14 protein-coding genes are annotated in these 15,748 nt (G+C 60.6%); 12 read left to right on the forward strand and 2 right to left on the reverse strand.

Annotation, left to right across the window (positions count from 1 at the left end; all coding sequences use genetic code 11):
• The first annotated feature begins 2 nt into the window (after window positions 1–2).
• The 6 genes from HHL08_RS20255 to HHL08_RS20280 all read left to right on the forward strand — a co-directional run bounded on the left by HHL08_RS20255 (window position 3) and on the right by HHL08_RS20280 (window position 5,158).
• Window positions 3–1,301 (forward strand): hypothetical protein, encoded by a 1,299-nt coding sequence (locus HHL08_RS20255; RefSeq protein WP_169574822.1) that lies wholly within the window; start codon window positions 3–5, stop codon window positions 1,299–1,301.
• 12 nt (window positions 1,302–1,313) lie between these two features.
• Entirely contained in the window at window positions 1,314–1,532 is a 219-nt protein-coding gene (locus HHL08_RS20260; RefSeq protein WP_043152356.1) for a hypothetical protein, read from the forward strand.
• A gap of 312 nt (window positions 1,533–1,844) precedes the next feature.
• Window positions 1,845–2,315, forward strand: a complete 471-nt coding sequence (locus tag HHL08_RS20265) for a DUF736 domain-containing protein (RefSeq protein ID WP_088189812.1) — start codon at window positions 1,845–1,847, stop codon at window positions 2,313–2,315.
• 86 nt (window positions 2,316–2,401) lie between these two features.
• On the forward strand, window positions 2,402–2,683 hold the full coding sequence (locus HHL08_RS20270) for a hypothetical protein (RefSeq protein ID WP_169574823.1): 282 nt from the start codon (window positions 2,402–2,404) through the stop codon (window positions 2,681–2,683).
• 71 nt (window positions 2,684–2,754) lie between these two features.
• Window positions 2,755–3,765, forward strand: coding sequence for a DUF2493 domain-containing protein (locus HHL08_RS20275; protein ID WP_169574824.1), 1,011 nt, complete (start codon window positions 2,755–2,757; stop codon window positions 3,763–3,765).
• A 412-nt stretch (window positions 3,766–4,177) separates the two neighbouring features.
• The gene (locus HHL08_RS20280; RefSeq protein WP_169574825.1) at window positions 4,178–5,158 is read left to right on the forward strand and encodes an SLOG family protein; all 981 of its coding nucleotides are present in this window, start codon (window positions 4,178–4,180) and stop codon (window positions 5,156–5,158) included.
• A 460-nt stretch (window positions 5,159–5,618) separates the two neighbouring features.
• Here the strand turns inward: HHL08_RS20280 and HHL08_RS20285 are convergent, their stop codons facing one another.
• On the reverse strand, window positions 5,619–5,846 hold the full coding sequence (locus HHL08_RS20285; RefSeq protein WP_235209717.1) for a hypothetical protein: 228 nt from the start codon (window positions 5,844–5,846) through the stop codon (window positions 5,619–5,621).
• A 1,189-nt stretch (window positions 5,847–7,035) separates the two neighbouring features.
• On the opposite strand from HHL08_RS20285, the gene HHL08_RS20290 reads away from it, so the two are divergent.
• The 6 genes from HHL08_RS20290 to HHL08_RS20315 all read left to right on the forward strand — a co-directional run bounded on the left by HHL08_RS20290 (window position 7,036) and on the right by HHL08_RS20315 (window position 15,495).
• A complete protein-coding gene (locus HHL08_RS20290) occupies window positions 7,036–7,287 on the forward strand; it encodes a CopG family transcriptional regulator (RefSeq protein ID WP_235955189.1) in 252 nt (83 codons plus the stop codon).
• Window positions 7,284–9,374, forward strand: coding sequence for a type IV secretion system DNA-binding domain-containing protein (locus tag HHL08_RS20295; RefSeq protein WP_169574827.1), 2,091 nt, complete (start codon window positions 7,284–7,286; stop codon window positions 9,372–9,374). Before HHL08_RS20290 ends, HHL08_RS20295 begins: the two co-directional genes overlap by 4 nt.
• Window positions 9,371–12,325, forward strand: coding sequence for a MobF family relaxase (gene mobF, locus HHL08_RS20300; RefSeq protein ID WP_169574828.1), 2,955 nt, complete (start codon window positions 9,371–9,373; stop codon window positions 12,323–12,325). The genes HHL08_RS20295 and mobF overlap by 4 nt, the downstream gene beginning before the upstream one ends.
• A 364-nt stretch (window positions 12,326–12,689) precedes the next feature.
• Complete coding sequence (locus tag HHL08_RS20305) at window positions 12,690–13,148, forward strand: lytic transglycosylase domain-containing protein (protein WP_169574829.1); 459 nt, start codon at window positions 12,690–12,692, stop codon at window positions 13,146–13,148.
• Between the two features lie 404 nt (window positions 13,149–13,552).
• Window positions 13,553–14,785, forward strand: coding sequence for a tyrosine-type recombinase/integrase (locus HHL08_RS20310; RefSeq protein WP_096064038.1), 1,233 nt, complete (start codon window positions 13,553–13,555; stop codon window positions 14,783–14,785).
• Between the two features lie 272 nt (window positions 14,786–15,057).
• The gene (locus HHL08_RS20315) at window positions 15,058–15,495 is read left to right on the forward strand and encodes a pseudoazurin (protein WP_096064036.1); all 438 of its coding nucleotides are present in this window, start codon (window positions 15,058–15,060) and stop codon (window positions 15,493–15,495) included.
• A 69-nt stretch (window positions 15,496–15,564) separates the two neighbouring features.
• Here the strand turns inward: HHL08_RS20315 and HHL08_RS25390 are convergent.
• On the reverse strand, window positions 15,565–15,748 hold a 184-nt coding region (locus tag HHL08_RS25390), incomplete at its 5' end, for a hypothetical protein (RefSeq protein ID WP_206378004.1).

Genomic DNA, 15,748 nt, shown 5'->3' on the forward strand with positions numbered 1-15,748 from the left:
CCATGAAAGAGACAAGCTTCGATCTCGACGCTGAAATCGTCGAACTCACCCCGTTCGTCCCTGACCAGCAAACGGGTACAACCGCGCCACTTGCCGAACTGGCTTTCCGTGCCGACGCATGGCTCCCCGATGAAACGCTGCGTTTGCGCGCCGCCTTCGCCGATGACTGCACGCTAGAGGAGATTGCCACAGTGCTGGGCCGATCGCATGCCAGCATCGCCACGCGTATCTATGATCTTGGCCTCCGCCGAAACTCGCGGCGATCCTGGATCGCGTGGGAGGATGAGGAACTGGCGCGCTGCTATATGCACGAACCAACCGCGACACTGGCTGCCCGCCTCGGCCGCGCTGTGAGCGCCCTCTATGCCCGTGCGCAACTGCTCGGACTCTCCGAGCCCGGATCGCCGCCCTATAGCGGTTGGGAAGATGCACAGCTTCGCGCCGGTTACGCCAAGGGTGTTCCCGTCGCCCAGATTGCCAGCCTCATCGGCCGTCCCTTCGCTGGCGTCATCTCCCGCGCTTCGGCGCTGGGTTTGCGCCATGCCTGCCAGCCGGACGACTGGAGCGACGCGGAAATGGCTCGCGCACTCACACTCGCGGCCACAGGCGTGCCCTATGTCGTCATTGCCAGGGCGCTCGCTTCTGAGGGATTTCCGGCCCGGAACAGTCGCAGCCTTGGCCAACGCCTTCGCAAACTGGGTTACGGCAGAGGGTGGGGCAGGCCGTGGATCATCGAGGAAGACGAGCTGCTGCGCCACGCCTACGCTACCGGGGCGAGCCTTACGCCCCTGCGGGAGCGGCTTGGCCGCAGCCCGCATTCCATCCGCTGGCGTGCAGAGGCGCTTGGCTTGCGCGGCACGCATGTCCGCCGCGACGGGTTTCGGCAGGGACCTGTCTGGACGGCCGGGGAAGAAGCTCGGTTGCGAGCGGATTATGGCAAGGTACCGACACGGGACATTGCCAAAGACCTTGGTCGCGGCGTGCGCGCTGTCCTTTATCATGCCAACCGTCTGGGGCTGGTGCATGGCTTCATGCGCGCATTCAGCGCGCATGAGGACCGGGCGATCCGTAACGCCTGGACCCATGGCGTTTCGATGGTCGATGTCGCCCATGCGCTTGGCCGCGATCCCGCCGTCGTTGGCAAGCGCGCCGCACGTATCGGCTGTCGGTTCAACGATCCGGCCAGACCGTCCCGAGGCCCCAGGACCCGGCGGGCAAATCGCACACCCGTCACGCTCCAAAGCCTGCTTGCACTTAACGCCGCTGCGGCGGTCGATGCAAACCGGTCAATCGCTGCCTGAACCTATTCCAGCATGGAGGCCATGATGCCCTCGTCCGATCTGCCCGCCCGGTTGTCACCTTGCCGGCGCCGCTTATGCTCATTCGATCACGCCTATAAAATCGCCCTCAATCTTCGGCGGGACACGGGCATCCCGCATTATGTCATCCGCGGGATCGTACCCTTGCAGGCCTATCGGGTGACGACAAGGCCGCCGGCCTGGCCGGATCGCTGGCTGGCGATGGCGGCATGATCTCACCATGCGCACCGCTACCGCTATTCACCCGACCGTAGCCCCACCGCGCCTTCAGCCTCGCGCGCCATCCACCTGCGCTGCCCCCGGCAGGGCTGTATTGGCGACCCGTCCTGCCGGGGTTTTGCGCTGAATTGTGGGCCGGTCGCAGGGCTGCGGGTGGCGGAGGGGCGAGCGTCGCGCGGGAAGGATGGGGAGCGCTGTCCTCCGGGCGGGCGGTGCGCGGGGCAAGGGCGGGACAGAGAGGAGAGAAGGGACGGGGAGGGTGTCGCCGGAAAATGGATTTCGAGCGACATTCGAAAGGTCAAGACGATGAACATCGGTGAAATCTTCAATCAGAACGGCCGCCTGACGGGCTCGATCGCCACTCGCACGATCGATCTCCCGCGCATCGGGCTGCGCAAGGTCATGAGCGAGAATGAGAAGGCTCCGGTTTACGAAATCCTGGCGCTCAACGTCGCGCGTCGCTGGGTTCAGGTCGGCGCATTGTGGGAGGCTGCGTCCAAGCGCACCGGCGAGGTCTTCCTTGCCGGCAATATCGACGATCCCAGCCTCCCTGAACCGCTGCCGATCGCGCTCTTCCCGGCCGATCATGGCGGCTACATGGTCGCATGGCGGCGCGACACCATGCGCTCCGACTTCGGGGGCAGCATGGGGACCAGCCGCACCAATTATGACGATCGCGGTTCGCGCGACGAAGGCGGCTTCGGCGACAGCACCGCAGGGGCTGACGGCGAGCTGGCCGGTGCGGGCGCGCCGTTTGGCGAGGAGGACCCGTTCTGATCACCCGTTGATCGGAACCCGTTCGGGGCCGGGGAGGTGTCAGGCTTCCCCGGCCCTTTTCCTTTCTTCGCATGAGGAGACAGTCCATGCCGCTTCCTTCTTTTCATTACGTCGCGCCGCTGTCCGATCTCTCGGCGCTCTGCGCCGCGATCATGGCCAGTCCCGCTATCCGGGATCTGCTGGCACCCCAAAACACGCTTGCGGTCCGCTCGCCGGAGATACCTGGCGGCGTAACATGCGGCGAGATCATCGCTGCTATCTATGACCTGCTCGAAGGCACGCCCTTTGCGCCCCATGCGGCGCAAATCGTCGATGCCGTCCTGACGCGCTCAACCGCTTTCGCCAGCGTACGGGCGAACATGCACTGATCGACATAATGGGGCGGGACGCTTTTGCGCGTTCGCGCCTCTTTTCCTTTTCCATGATGAGGAGAAGTCCCATGACCCAAGACCATTCGCACAGTATCAACCACTTTGCAGACCTACCGGCGTTGTTTGCACAGATGACGGCGACACCGGAATTCAAGCGCGCCTTTGGCGACCCCATCCCGCTTTCGATCATCGCGCCGGGCGACGAGCCGGGCGAGCATGATATGCCCGAACCGCTCCACGCGCAGGCCGATTGCGCGGGTGTGATCGCCACCATCTTCGATCTTTTGACCGATACCCGCCTGGACGCGCTCGCGTCCGAGATCGCCTGGGGCATGGTCAACAGCTTCCACTTCGTCGCTGGCAAGCTTGAACGACAGGAAGACATGCTGGCCCATGAGCTGCGCGATATGATCCGGCGGATCGAGCCCTCCGAGGTCTTCAACAGCGAACTGGAGGAGAAACAGCTCCTGTGCCAGTCGCTGACCGAACAGCGCGAGGCGGTCGAGTGTATGCGCGATTATGCCGCTGAAACTTTCCGCGTGCTGTCTGGTCGCCCCTGGTCGCCGGCTCGCGGATCGCGTGTCTCGAAGGCGGCTACCGCTACGCAAGTATCGATACAGGATTTCCTGCGCGCCCGTGAACTGGCCGAACGGGAGCGGTACCGTCCCCGTGGACCGATCGTTATCGCCTCAGGCCATGCCGAGTGGCATGACTGGCAATTGCTCTGGGATCGGCTCGACACGATCCTCGAACGCATCCCGCATATGACGCTGGTGACGACCGCGCAGCGCAAGGGCTTCGACGCGATCGTGGCCTCCTGGGCTGGCAATCGGGAGGTGCAACTTGTGACATACTCGCTGATGGGGTCGGGGCGCGGTGCGCCCTTCGCCCGCAATCGCAAGCTTGTGGACCTGAAACCCATCGAAGCCTTGCTGGGTGAGGGATCGGGTATTCAGGCCAATCTTTATCAGGCCCTGCGCAAGGCCGGCGTTCCGATCCATGCCTTCCGCAAGGCCGACCAGGTGCCGGTTGAAAAGGTCGCTCCGCCCCAACGCAGCCAACTTCGCCGTGCCGCCTGACATTACATCGTTTGCATTTCGTTCGGGGACGGCGCTACGCGCTGTCCCCTTTTTCATGGAACAGATGCTACCTCGGCGATCAGGGTAAGCGTTGCCGGCACTTCCCTGCGAGGCCATCGCCAGGAGGCACCCATTTGCGAATCAGGGGCATCGAGCCCCAGATTCGCAACGCCTCTTCTCTCTCTCAAGAATTCCAAGGGTGGCACGGGACCGCGTCGGCCTCAAGGACGACGGGGCCCCACCATTTTTTGGGGCGGGTCAGGCGCCGCGCTTCTCACTCGACCATGGTGGCCGCCCCAAAAAATCGTGACCCCCATCGCCGGCTGCGCCGGTCGCGTTCCGCGATCCTTGACCCCGCCGCTCGGAGCCCGTGCCCAAGGGGGAACCTCTTTCGTTTCAACAGGAGGTTCACATGACGAAGATCAACCAGTCTGACCGCACATTTTCCGACATCGCCGCATTCATCACGCAGGAGACAGCGGCCACCACCGACGATTTCCACGCCGCCTTCGCGTCCGATCTAGATGGTGTCCGCATCGGGCGAGGCGGTGAGGAGATGGCGACCGACATGCCCGATCCGAGGGAGGCACAACTCGCCGTCGAACTGATCGTCACGACGCTTTTCGACGTCCTGCGGGACACGCGTTTGGAACCCGCCGCGCAACGCCTGGCATGGGGCATCGTCAACAGCTTCCATCACGTCGCTGACCAGTGGGAGGGCCAGGCCGACAAGGCGATACGCGAGGTCCAGGACCTGCTGCGTCGCGCCGATGGCAGCGAAATCCACAGCGTCGAACTCGAACAGGCACGCGACGAACTTGAATATCTCGACGAAGCTACCGATGCGCTGCGGTGCATGCGCGACCATGCCGCTGACATCTTTCACACCGAAACCGGACGGCCATGGTCCGCGCCTAAGGGGTCGCTGGTGTCGAGCAAGCGCACCGCGTCGGTGATTGCCGCCACCGATTTCCTCGCCGCCCGTCGCCAGCGCAAAACCGACGCGCACAATCCGCAAGGGCCCGTCGTGATCTTCTCAGGAGGAGCGGAATGCTGGTTTGACGACCGCCTCATCTGGGGGAAGCTCGATGAAGCCAAATCCCGAAACCCAGCGATGGTGCTGGCGACGACTGCGCAGGACAAGGGGTGCGACGCCATGGCGGCCGCGTGGGCGGCATCGCGCAAGGTGACGCTCATAACATTCCGGCTCAGTGCAAAGCTTGGCAAACGGGCGGGCTTTGTCCGCAACGAGCAGATGGTGGGCCTCCGACCCGTCGAAGCGCTGGTCTGCGAAGGGTCGGGACTGCAATCACACCTCGCGCGACTGGTCAGGGAGAAGCGTATCCCGGCACGGTTTGTCAGGCTCAGCGATCAGGAATGGGAGGCGCAGTGACGCCCCGAGAGGACCGGTCCGGTTTACCGGGCCGGTCCTCATTTCTTTTTTCGAGCGCAGCACTCGCCCCCGCTCAGGGACCCGCAAGCGGGCCCGTCGCGGACGCGATGCGGAACCGCCAGCGCGGTCCCGGCCTCCTGCGCGCGGCTTCGCCGTGCTCGTCGCAGGGACACCCTTCAGGTGCGGTTTGGGAAGGGCGGGTCGTCGCGGAAACGTTCAGCGTGACCATCTGAGGAGGGGTGGGCCATAGCGCGGAATGCCGCCTATGGCTTTGTCATCTAGAATGATCCGAGCAGGGGAAGTCTCGCCAATATCCGTCGATGTGCAGAACGGGGATGCTTCGTCCCTATCTGGTTTGCCCGGAAGACCGCATCGTTATCCTGCGCTCTGATACCGACAGGAATGGGCTTCTTATGCTCCATCCCTGCCGGTCATCATCAGATTGCCGCGTCGCGGCGGGTCAGGTCACCGGCGGCAACTTTTTCAGGACCGTCAGCGCTGCGCCGCCACCAACCCGGATCGCCTGCATCAGAAGCTCGCGAAACTCGCGCTCCGTCAGCGTCTCTATCGGCACGTCGTTCACCATGGCCGCATATTTGCCGCGCAGAGCGCGGCGGGCGGTTTCCAGATCTTCCGTCAGCTTGCGCTGACGTGTTTCGAGATCGGCAAGCCGATCCCTTTCGGTCATCTTTGGCATTTCCATCGTCCTTCCCCGATGGGCTGCCCGTCACACGCAACTGTGCCATATGGACGGGCCAAAGCAAGAGCGGCTTGCCGCTTCCTGGGGAACTGGCGGGGTGTACGGCGCGCCGGCGAGGCAGCGATGCTGGCATGCGAAGCCTGTCGTTAAATCTCCTGATGACGGTAATCACGCTCTCGGGACCTGGCCTTATATCCGGCCTCCTTTTGTAAATTCTGGGAGAAAAAGCTCATGAGCTCTACCCTCAAACCACCCCGATATCGGCCCCCGAAAATCAGCAGAAAGGTTGCCCCGCGCCTACCGGCACGAGGCAGCGCAGCGCGAGCGCGCTGCGTAAGGCGGGACGCACGGCGCAAGGCCGTTTTGTAATGGACCCTACGCACGGGTGCTGCGGCCACATTATGTCCTGAAAACATTAGGATAAGTCTGCAGTACACGTCTCACACTTAACCGGTGGGCTGTCGTACGCGAAACACCACGCTCACTTGGTCCGACCTATCTTATTGAAAGTACATCTGAAATTTCGTGATACGCGTCGTACGCCTTTGCGGATCCCAGAATGCTGTGATGCCGGAACCGTCGGGGCGACGCCCGTTGAATCCTGGCCAAATTCATGGTCTTTTTGTCGCGGCAGAAAGGATGGCGCCATGACGGAATTGAACGAGGACTATATCAGCGACCTACGCCGGGCGGTGGTAAAGGCCATCTGCGAAGTGTCGGCGCAAAGGCAGCACTCTCCGGAAGCGCGCAAGGGGGATACTCTCTATATCGGGACAGCAGAAGTCTGTCAGATGCTCACGATTTTGCTGGCCGAGTTTCTGGAGGCGTCCCTGGTCTCGATACGCCCAGTGAGGTGCGGCGCATGTCGGAGGTCGTGGCCAAGAAGATCAGACTGGGGATCGGCGAAATCCGTCGACACCGCGACGAGACAGGCGGAACGCCGCCGCCGTCCATCATCATCAGAGGCAACAGATCGAGCTGCTCAGCCTGTTCCTGTCGGCACATATCCTCAGCGCTCAATCTCTGGATCAATCTGGTGACAGGGCGGCTTGCGCCAATATTGCCATTCCGGTAATATGCGACCGCTTCATGATATTTTCGAAGGTCTCCGGATAAGGAGACCCTTCGCTTGCCCAAGCTTAATTTCCGCCTCGATGAATCGCTGCATGCCGCCTTGATGCGCCGTGCGCTCGGCGCGAACCTGTCCTTATCGGGGTTCATCCGTCAGCTGCTTGAGCAGGCGGTCGATGAGCGCAAACGCTATGTCTTCTCCTCCCAGGATGAAATCCTCGCCACCTCGATCCAGATCCTGTCAATCGTCGCGACGTCCGTCGGCGAGCAATCTCCCAGCGCGCTCGAGCAGGGCATGGCGCAGGCCCGAATAATCCTTGCCGAACGTGGACTGCTTGGCGGCGAGGATATCCCATGAGCATCTTTCGCAACGACACATTGGGCTCCTGGACGCGGGGCGGACAGGCGATCGTCCACAATGTCCGAATGACGACCCAGGTCTTCTACCAGACCATATTGGCCGGCTTCATCATCTGGATCATCGGCACGCTCTGGTATGCGTTCGAGAAGTCGACCGAGTATGAGCGGTTCGTTCTGGTCAAACTGGCCGAAGCCACGGTCAAGGTGGATGCCGCCGCCGGGACCAATGATCCGGTGCAGTTTCGCACCCCCGAAGGCCAGGCCTACTGGACATCGGCAGATTGGCTGGTTGCCTCCACCCTCGCGAAAAAGACCCTGCATGCATTTGAAGGCTATCTGCTACATGGCGCACTGCTCTCTGGCCTGTTCACCCTTGTCATGCTCGCCTGGGCCTGGTTCTATTTCACCCGGACGGGTAGGGGCCTGGGCTCCAACGAATATCTGCGAGGGGCAAGGTTCGGCACGATCCGTCAGGTGAAACGCGCGCTATGGCGACAGACCAAGGGACCTCTGGTGATCGGCAATGTGCCGGTGCCTGAGGCCTATGAGCCTGAGCATATCCTGCTGTGCGGTGCGCCTGGCACGGGCAAGACAAACCTCATCGTCGGCATGCTCGACGGCATCCGCAAATCGGGCCGGCGCGCCATCGTCTATGATACCGCCGGTACCTTCGTCGAGAAATTCTATCGGCAGGGCACTGACATGTTGCTCAACCCGCTCGACCAGCGCGCGGCGCGCTGGTCGCCCTGGGTCGATGTGCCACGCGATTATCATTATGATCAGATTGCGGAATCGACCATTCCCGACAAGCATGGCGATCCCTTCTGGGCGAAGGCGGCGCGGGGGACGCTGGTGGCGGTCATGCGCAAGCTGGCGCGCCAGAAACATACCTATGTCTCGGTCCTCCTCGACCGTCTGCTGCGCTCTAAACTGAAAGACCTTGCCGCCTTCGTGACCGGCACCGATGCCGCCGCCTTCATCAGCACCGAAGGCGAAAGGACATCCGCCGGCATCCAGGCCGAACTTGCATCGGTCATGCGCAGTTTTGGTTATCTCGATGATACCGAGGACGGCTTCTCGATCCGCGACTGGGTGGATAAGGGCGCAGACGGGAGCTGGCTCTTCATCACTGTGAAGGCCGACCAGCTTCCCTCGCTACGCCCGCTCATCACCGTCTGGCTCGACATCGCAATCAGCGCGATCATGAGCCTGACGCCCGATCGCGACCGACGGCTTTATTGCGTGATCGACGAACTGCCGACGCTGCATAAGCTGCCGTCGCTCTCGGACTTTCTCGCCCGTGCCCGCAAATATGGCGGCTGCGGCATATTGGGCTTCCAGTCCTATCCCCAGCTCAAGGCGACCTACGGCAAGGATGATGCGGCGGCGATCACTGGCTATTGCTCGACCTGGGTGGCGCTGCGCGCGAATGACACAGATACCGCCGAGCATGTCTCGATCAACCTTGGTCAGGTCGAACAGGTCGAGGCCAATGAGGGCATGTCCTATGGCGTCAACGACATGCGTGACGGCGTCAATCTGTCACGCATGCAGGTAACGCGGCCGCTGGTCATGCCGACCGAGGTCACCAACCTGCCCAACCTGGTGGGCTTCCTGCGCTTTGGCCGCAATTTACCCGTGGTGCGGTTCGATAGCCGGTTCAACGACGTCCCCTCCTTGGGACCGGCCTTTCTCGAACGCACGACGCCCCCCATTCAGATCGACAAGGCCGGGATGCTCGTTCGCATCGCCCATGCCGAAGCGCGTGTTCGTGAAGCGATGGAGCGGGAAGCGACGCAGGCATCTCCGCCAGCGACACATAGCGAGATCAAGCCAGCGAAGCCTTCGGTATCTTCAAAACCCGTCCCGACGCCACCACCGCAGCCGGATCTGTTTACGCCTGTAGCATCGAACCTCGACCCGCAGCGCGTGGAAGATATATTGTTCAATGACGAGAATGCCGAGCTTCCCGTGCCCGCCCGCAATCTTTGGACGATCCTTGCCGGCAAGCAGGGAGAAATCCGGTCCGATCTTGTCCAGCATGGCCGGGATGACGGACCGCGTGAGCGGGCGAGGCCAGCATGATCCAGCCGCAACGTCTCCATGGCAAACCAGCCAATATCACCCGCTACTACACGGTGGGCGATTACTACACCAAGGGCGGTAACGAACCGTCTGCATGGGGTGGGAAGCTGGCAGCCGATCTCGGCCTCTCTTGCGCTGTTGATCCAAAGCTGCTGCGCGACCTACTTGCTGGAAAAGTCGGCGATCAACAACTCGGGCGGCACCGTGCGGATGGCGAAATTCAGCATCACCCCGGTTGGGATTTTGCGGTCAATGCGCCAAAGTCCGTGTCGGTCATGGGGCTGGTTGCCGGTGACGAACGGGTGCTTGCCGCGCATGAGGGCGCGGTGACTGCCGCTATCTCCTATCTGGAAGAGCAGGCGCAGTTGCGCCGCCGTGATGAAGGCAAGATCGTTCATGAAACGACGGGCCGGATCCTGGTTGCCCGTTTCACTGAATATGGCAGCCGGGAACTTGACCCCCATCTGCATACGCATCTCGTCGTGCTCAACATGACGAACCGCGAGAATGGCGATCCCATGGCAAGCCTTGAAAGCCGGGTCATGTATGGCGAACAGCGCGTGGCCGGGCAGATCTATCGCAACGCGCTGGCTTTCGGGTTGCGCGAAGCGGGTTATGAAATCGATGCTGATCCGCGTTCCGGATTGTTCGAGATACGAGGCGTGCCGAAGGACCTGATCGACCAATTCTCGCAGCGCGCCGAGGCGATTGAAGACCATGCGCGCGAACATGGTCTGGTGGGACAGAAAGCCCAGCGTACTTCCTTCTACGCCACCCGCAAGGCGAAGGTTAAGATCGGCGAGGCCGAACTCAGCGCGCAATGGCATCAGCGGACAGGCAAGCGTCTCGAAACGCTGCAGGAGATTGCTGCGCTGGCGCGGGGTCGGGAAGGGGAGCATCCGGCGCCCACGGAACGCGATGCGTCGCGTGCGGCTCTTTTCGGCTTGCGGCAACTGGAGACATCCGAGGCGGTCAACAATTTAGGCGATATATTGCGCACCGGTCTTGCTGCCCATGTCGGTGAAGTCCGGCTCGACGACATCCGTCCCCGGATAGAAGCACATGAGGTCCTGCGCAAATTGCTGCCGACCCATGCGCAGACCGGTGACAGGGTGTTGACCCGTGGCCGCACCAGCCGGAAGTCTTGGCGTCTGGAACTGGCATTGACCCAGCATATCGCGCTTGGCCTCAATGACGCGCGTCCCATCGCCACCAGCGATCGCTTGCTGGCCGTGCTCGACGGGACGTCGCTCAACACGCAGCAGCAGCAGGCACTTGTCGAGACGGCGCTGACGCGGGATCGGGTCACGGCGATCCACGGTGTTGCCGGTTCTGGAAAATCGACGCTGGTGAGAGTTCTGGCCGAGGCGGCCGAGCCGGGAACGGCATTGATTGCGTTGGCACCCACATCATCGGCCGCTGCGGAACTGGGAAGCAAGGCGAACATCATGTCCCATACTGTCGCCAGCTTCGTCGCGCGTGGCGGGCAGGGGATTACGGACCGCCATGTGCTGGTTCTCGATGAAGCAGGGCAGCTCGGCAACCGCCAAGCCCAGCGGATGCTGGAGATCAGCAGGACAACCGGCGCACGGCTGCTTTTCCTCGGAGACGAGAAACAGACCGGCGCGATCGAGCAGGGCAAACCCTTCTGGTTGATGCGAAGGCTGGGTTTGCCGACGGTCGAGTTGACGCAGGCCGTTCGGCAGGAAACGAAATCAATCAAGGCCGCTGTTACCGCCGCGCGGACGGGGAACTTTGCCGAGGCATTGGCAAAGCTCGATAGCGTCAGCACCGCCGACGACAATGAAAAGATGGCGGAGCAGGTCGTCAATGCCTGGATACGGCTCAAGCCGGATACGCGGGCCGGTACCAATATCCTTGTTCTCGACAATGCGACGCGGCTGATCGTCAACAGCAAGATTCGCGATGTGTTGAAAAACGAGAATGGGCTGGCCGCCCAGGATAGTCGGTTTTCCATCCTGGCCCCGGCGGGCTCGACCGATATCCAGAAGCATATTGCCCGCTTCTACGGGGCAGGGCAGGTGGTGCATTTCGAGCGAGACATTGCAGGGCTCGGTATTGCACGGCACGCCGATTATCGGGTCGCAGGACTAGGCCGGGAGGTCAATGGGCGCCAGGTTGTGCGTTTTGTCGACGAGCAGGGGCGCGTGGTACGCTGGGATCCGCAGACGACTAAGGCCCGGCACATCAATGTGTTCACCCCTGAAGAGCGGGATCTCGCAGAGGGGGATCGTATCCAGTGGCGGCTCGTCAGTCGCGAACTTGGTCTGCGCAATGCCGAGCGCGGTACCGTCGAAAAACTTGATGGGCCGGTAGCGACGATACGATGGGATCGAGATGGGCGCATGCAGCGGGTTGATCTGTCCGAACACCGGACCTGGGATCATGGTTATGCAGAGACGGTCTATTCCGCTCAGTCCAAAACCTATCCGCGCGTTTTCGTGCTGGCCCCAGTCGAATCGCCGCTGGTCAATGCCCAGAATTTCTACACCGCCATCACGCGCGCGGCATTCGGCGCCAGGCTCTGGACCAACAACGTCAAGGAGCTGATTGCCAAGCTTGAGCGCCAATCAGGAGAGAAGACGTCTTCGTCGGAAGGGTTGGGCCGGTTGAAGACTGACCGCGTAAATGCCTTCTCGAAACGCCGGGAAGGCCAGCTGGCAAGTCTAAAGGCCGAGCAAGAGCGAGACCGAACGGAGCGGCGCGATCGGGCGCTCGAACGACAACTCCACTATCGTGACCGCTCACCCCGTGGCGCGGCCGAGCATCTTGCGGACGGCGCCCGGAGTATCGCGCAGGTGCTCGACAGGTTTCTCGCAGGCATTCTCGACCATGCGCGCGCCGACGGGACAGCGCCGAAAACCGGCATCGACCAGGAAAAACACTCTCTTGCGCCTCGATCCGAACCCCCTCATGGCCCCGAACGATAAGGTAACCACACATGCTCTGCTCCAAATTTGCCGTTCAGCTGATCCAAGCAAAGCGCTTCGCAGGTGCCGTAGCGTATGAATATGGATTTGAATTGAGTGCGTCGCGCCAGACCGGAGGGTGTAGAGCCTCCTTCATACGCATTAGATGGACCGCGCCTGACTGCCGGACTTCTGACAGTCGTAGCGCCGCCGCCGAGATCATCTCGGGGAGGGTGCTCTTTGCATTTTTGAAAGGTGGCTCAGTTCCGCCGCTTTCATTCTACAGTGAGCCGACCAATCCGATCACTACGCTTGGAACCGCTATCCGGAGGGGCGTATGAGGTCATACAGCATACCCAGGCTGTTATGCACTGCAATCATCAGTATGGCATTGTACACCACCCCCGCATTTTCGAAGTCCTCAGACGACGGGGAACTGCGGATCGCCGCCTGCATTCTGCAAGCCTCGCTTGGTCAGCCCTGGCTGGAGAAAACGCTCTGGGGACTGCGCGATCAGGAAGCGGGCTGGATCGGTGCTGAGGTTCGTAATAGTAATGGCTCTCATGATCTCGGTCCCCTGCAGATCAACAGTTGGTGGACACCTCGCATCGCTGCGCTTGTTAGGCGTTCACCTGTTCAAGTTCGACGTTGGCTGCGTTTTGATCCTTGCTTCAACGCGCAGGCCGCACGGTGGATTTTCCTGGCCGCCTTGCGATCGACTGGTAATTACTGGAAGGCGATTGGCGTCTATCACAGCCCGACGACGTGGCGGCAGACACGCTATCTTCGTTCGGTAGCTCGCCACATGCGGACGAGATACGGAGATGCTGTCTTTCGCCCGTGATAGACAGGACGTGACCTTGATTTACCAGACCGAGTGCACCGTATGTTTCGTCAGGGGAATGTGCTTTCACCCGCAGCTGGCGCAGCGAAGTCGATCCCCAGGTCGCTGTGTGGATGAACGATGCTACGTGACGCTGCTAAGCTAATGCGCCTCACGTCGCGGCGACCTCACTCGTCTTTTGTGAAATTATCTAGATGCTGTGATGGCTTCTAAGTAAGAAATTATCTTATTTAACGAACAATAATAAAAACAAAAAAATGACAATAATAACTATAAATAATTTGATTATTCACAATATTACTTGTTGGTTACTCCGTTATAACTATGCACGAACAATCGATAATTGCACTTATCACATATCCATATTTGACGGCTCTTTGTAAGGTGGGCTACAGATCATGCCGATGGATCACCCCGCGCACCCCGACAACAATGCCCTTTTTGCAGGTGAAACGGCGCCAGCGCAGATGGCACCGGCCGATGATCTCTGCTGGGCGGTAGTGAAGATGCACGCGGTCGAGCGCATCGTCGTCAACGAACCGCTGATCGCCGCGTACCAGGCGGCATCCTCGCCGCACAGCATCCGCGCGCTAAAGTCCGACCTGGAGGCGTTCGACCTCTGGTGCAGGCGCCACAATCGCGTCGCGCTACCGGCGACGCCCGAAACCGTCGCGGATTATCTCGACGCGCGCGCCGAGAAAGGGAGCAAGCCCGCGTCGCTCGGACGCTACAAGGCGTCGATCGCCAAGATCCACCTGCTGCTCGATCTCAAGGATCCGACACTGGCCTCGTTGGTGAAGTTGCGCCTGCAGGCAATCCGACGCCGGCTCGGCACTGCGCAGAAGCAGGCGCGGCCGCTGCGGTTCAAGGGGCCGGTCAGCAACGTCGAGCGTGACGAACCCCGCGGTCTGAATGTCCGGGCGCTATTGGAAAGCTGCGCGGAGGATTTGCCGGGCCTTCGCGATCGGGCGCTTCTCTCTGCCGGTTATGACACGGGGCTGCGCGCCTCCGAGTTGGTGGCGATCGAGGTCGAGCACATCATTGAGGCGATCGATCCGGACGCCCGGCTGCTCAGCATTCCGCGCAGCAAGGGCGACCAGGAGGGGGAGGGGGCGACCTCTTATCTCAGCCCCCGGACTGTTCGGGCGATCGCGGCCTGGCTGGAGGCGGCTGGGATCGAGGCGGGGGCGGTGTTTCGGCGTGTGAACGTGCGACGCTACAAGGCCAAGGCAGCGGTGCGGGGCCGGTCGATCGACAGCATTTCTGGGCGCGAGAGCTGGGATCTGCGCAAGACGCTGCCCAAGAAAGCGGTGCCAGCGCGGGTCGAATATGATGTGGGGGAGGGGGCGCTGCATCCGGCGTCGGTCGGGCCGATCTATCGCGCGATGATCCAACGGGCATTCGACGCTGGCGCGTTGTCAGACCTGACGATGGACGATTTGGCAAAGTTGCTTAAAGGGATCAGCGCGCATTCGACGCGGGTCGGGCTCAACCAGGACCTGTTCACGAGCGGTGAGGATCTCGCCGGTATCATGGATGCTTTGCGCTGGAAGTCGCCGCGAATGCCGCTCGCGTACAATCGCAATTTGGCGGCTGAATCCGGGGCGGCCGGTCGCCTGTTGCGCGTTCTCGAATGATCTTGGCCGATCAATGTGCACGTCGTCGTCGTGCTCGAAATGCGGCGACTTTTTTTGAACGCCATTGAATGAACGCTCAAATGACCGCATAACATGGCCCTAACATGGTATGTTCGGTCATAATAGTGGACTTTGCAAGATGTATGAGTTTTCGGCGGCGAAAGAAGATCGTGGAGAGTCTTGTCATAACTACCCAATTATCCGTCTTAGATAGACTAAAATCAACCATATCTTTGATTTCATCGGAATTGGCATCTTAGAAAGGAAATACTATGTTTCGTTTTTTATTTACAGCTGTAACCGTGTTCTTCTGTATTCCCGCAACTGTTTGTGCAAAAGACATTATTATCGAAATGAAAAATAATGGCATAGATGGCGTTATGGTGTTTGAGCCCTCCTATATCAAGGCACGGCCTGGCGACCGGATTATTTTCAAGCCTACTGATAAAGGGCACAATGCAGAGACCATTCCAGCATTCTATCCAAAGGGTGCAACGCCATTAAGGGGCGCGATTAACAAGGAAATCGTGTTCACTACCAAACTCCAAGGCCTTTATGGCATCAGATGCCTGCCCCACTTTGGAATGGGCATGATTGCATTAATACAGATTGGGTCGGTTAAGTCGGCGGATGTAGATGCCGCTAAGGCTGTCGAATTGCCGCCTCTTGCTAAAAAGAGGATGATTGCGGCAATTGCAAGGATCAGGTAGGCGTTCAGCGCGCAGAACAATTCGATGTCCGGCCATCGTTAGCGATCAGCCAAGAACCCCTCCCGGTGGTCATTGTGTCGCAGCTGAAACTTTAAATAATGCTAGCGGCGCTTCCGCAAATGTCTCAGTGTCTGATCCGAAATTAAGTTGAGTGGTATCAGCAGGTTGGCTTGACGGCCTGGCCTGTCGTTGATTCAGGGGTTTTGCGAAACTACCAAGGATCAACGATGTGGACCGATACCACTCGCGCACT

This window comes from Sphingobium psychrophilum (genome assembly GCF_012927105.1).
In the GTDB taxonomy this organism is placed as follows: domain Bacteria; phylum Pseudomonadota; class Alphaproteobacteria; order Sphingomonadales; family Sphingomonadaceae; genus Sphingobium; species Sphingobium psychrophilum.

Bases quoted from the DNA above. Each gene is read 5' to 3' on its own strand.
- HHL08_RS20290 (WP_235955189.1), top strand. From the start codon at position 7,036: ATGCGCCGTGCGCTCGGCGCGAACCTGTCCTTATCGGGGTTCATCCGT.
- HHL08_RS20280 (WP_169574825.1), top strand. From the start codon at position 4,178: ATGACGAAGATCAACCAGTCTGACCGCACATTTTCCGACATCGCCGCA.
- HHL08_RS20260 (WP_043152356.1), top strand. From the start codon at position 1,314: ATGGAGGCCATGATGCCCTCGTCCGATCTGCCCGCCCGGTTGTCACCT.
- HHL08_RS20285 (WP_235209717.1), bottom strand. From the start codon at position 5,846: ATGACCGAAAGGGATCGGCTTGCCGATCTCGAAACACGTCAGCGCAAG.
- HHL08_RS20265 (WP_088189812.1), top strand. From the start codon at position 1,845: ATGAACATCGGTGAAATCTTCAATCAGAACGGCCGCCTGACGGGCTCG.
- HHL08_RS20315 (WP_096064036.1), top strand. From the start codon at position 15,058: ATGTTTCGTTTTTTATTTACAGCTGTAACCGTGTTCTTCTGTATTCCC.
- HHL08_RS20305 (WP_169574829.1), top strand. From the start codon at position 12,690: ATGGCATTGTACACCACCCCCGCATTTTCGAAGTCCTCAGACGACGGG.
- HHL08_RS20255 (WP_169574822.1), top strand. From the start codon at position 3: ATGAAAGAGACAAGCTTCGATCTCGACGCTGAAATCGTCGAACTCACC.
- HHL08_RS20310 (WP_096064038.1), top strand. From the start codon at position 13,553: ATGGATCACCCCGCGCACCCCGACAACAATGCCCTTTTTGCAGGTGAA.
- HHL08_RS20270 (WP_169574823.1), top strand. From the start codon at position 2,402: ATGCCGCTTCCTTCTTTTCATTACGTCGCGCCGCTGTCCGATCTCTCG.
- mobF (WP_169574828.1), top strand. From the start codon at position 9,371: ATGATCCAGCCGCAACGTCTCCATGGCAAACCAGCCAATATCACCCGC.
- HHL08_RS20295 (WP_169574827.1), top strand. From the start codon at position 7,284: ATGAGCATCTTTCGCAACGACACATTGGGCTCCTGGACGCGGGGCGGA.
- HHL08_RS20275 (WP_169574824.1), top strand. From the start codon at position 2,755: ATGACCCAAGACCATTCGCACAGTATCAACCACTTTGCAGACCTACCG.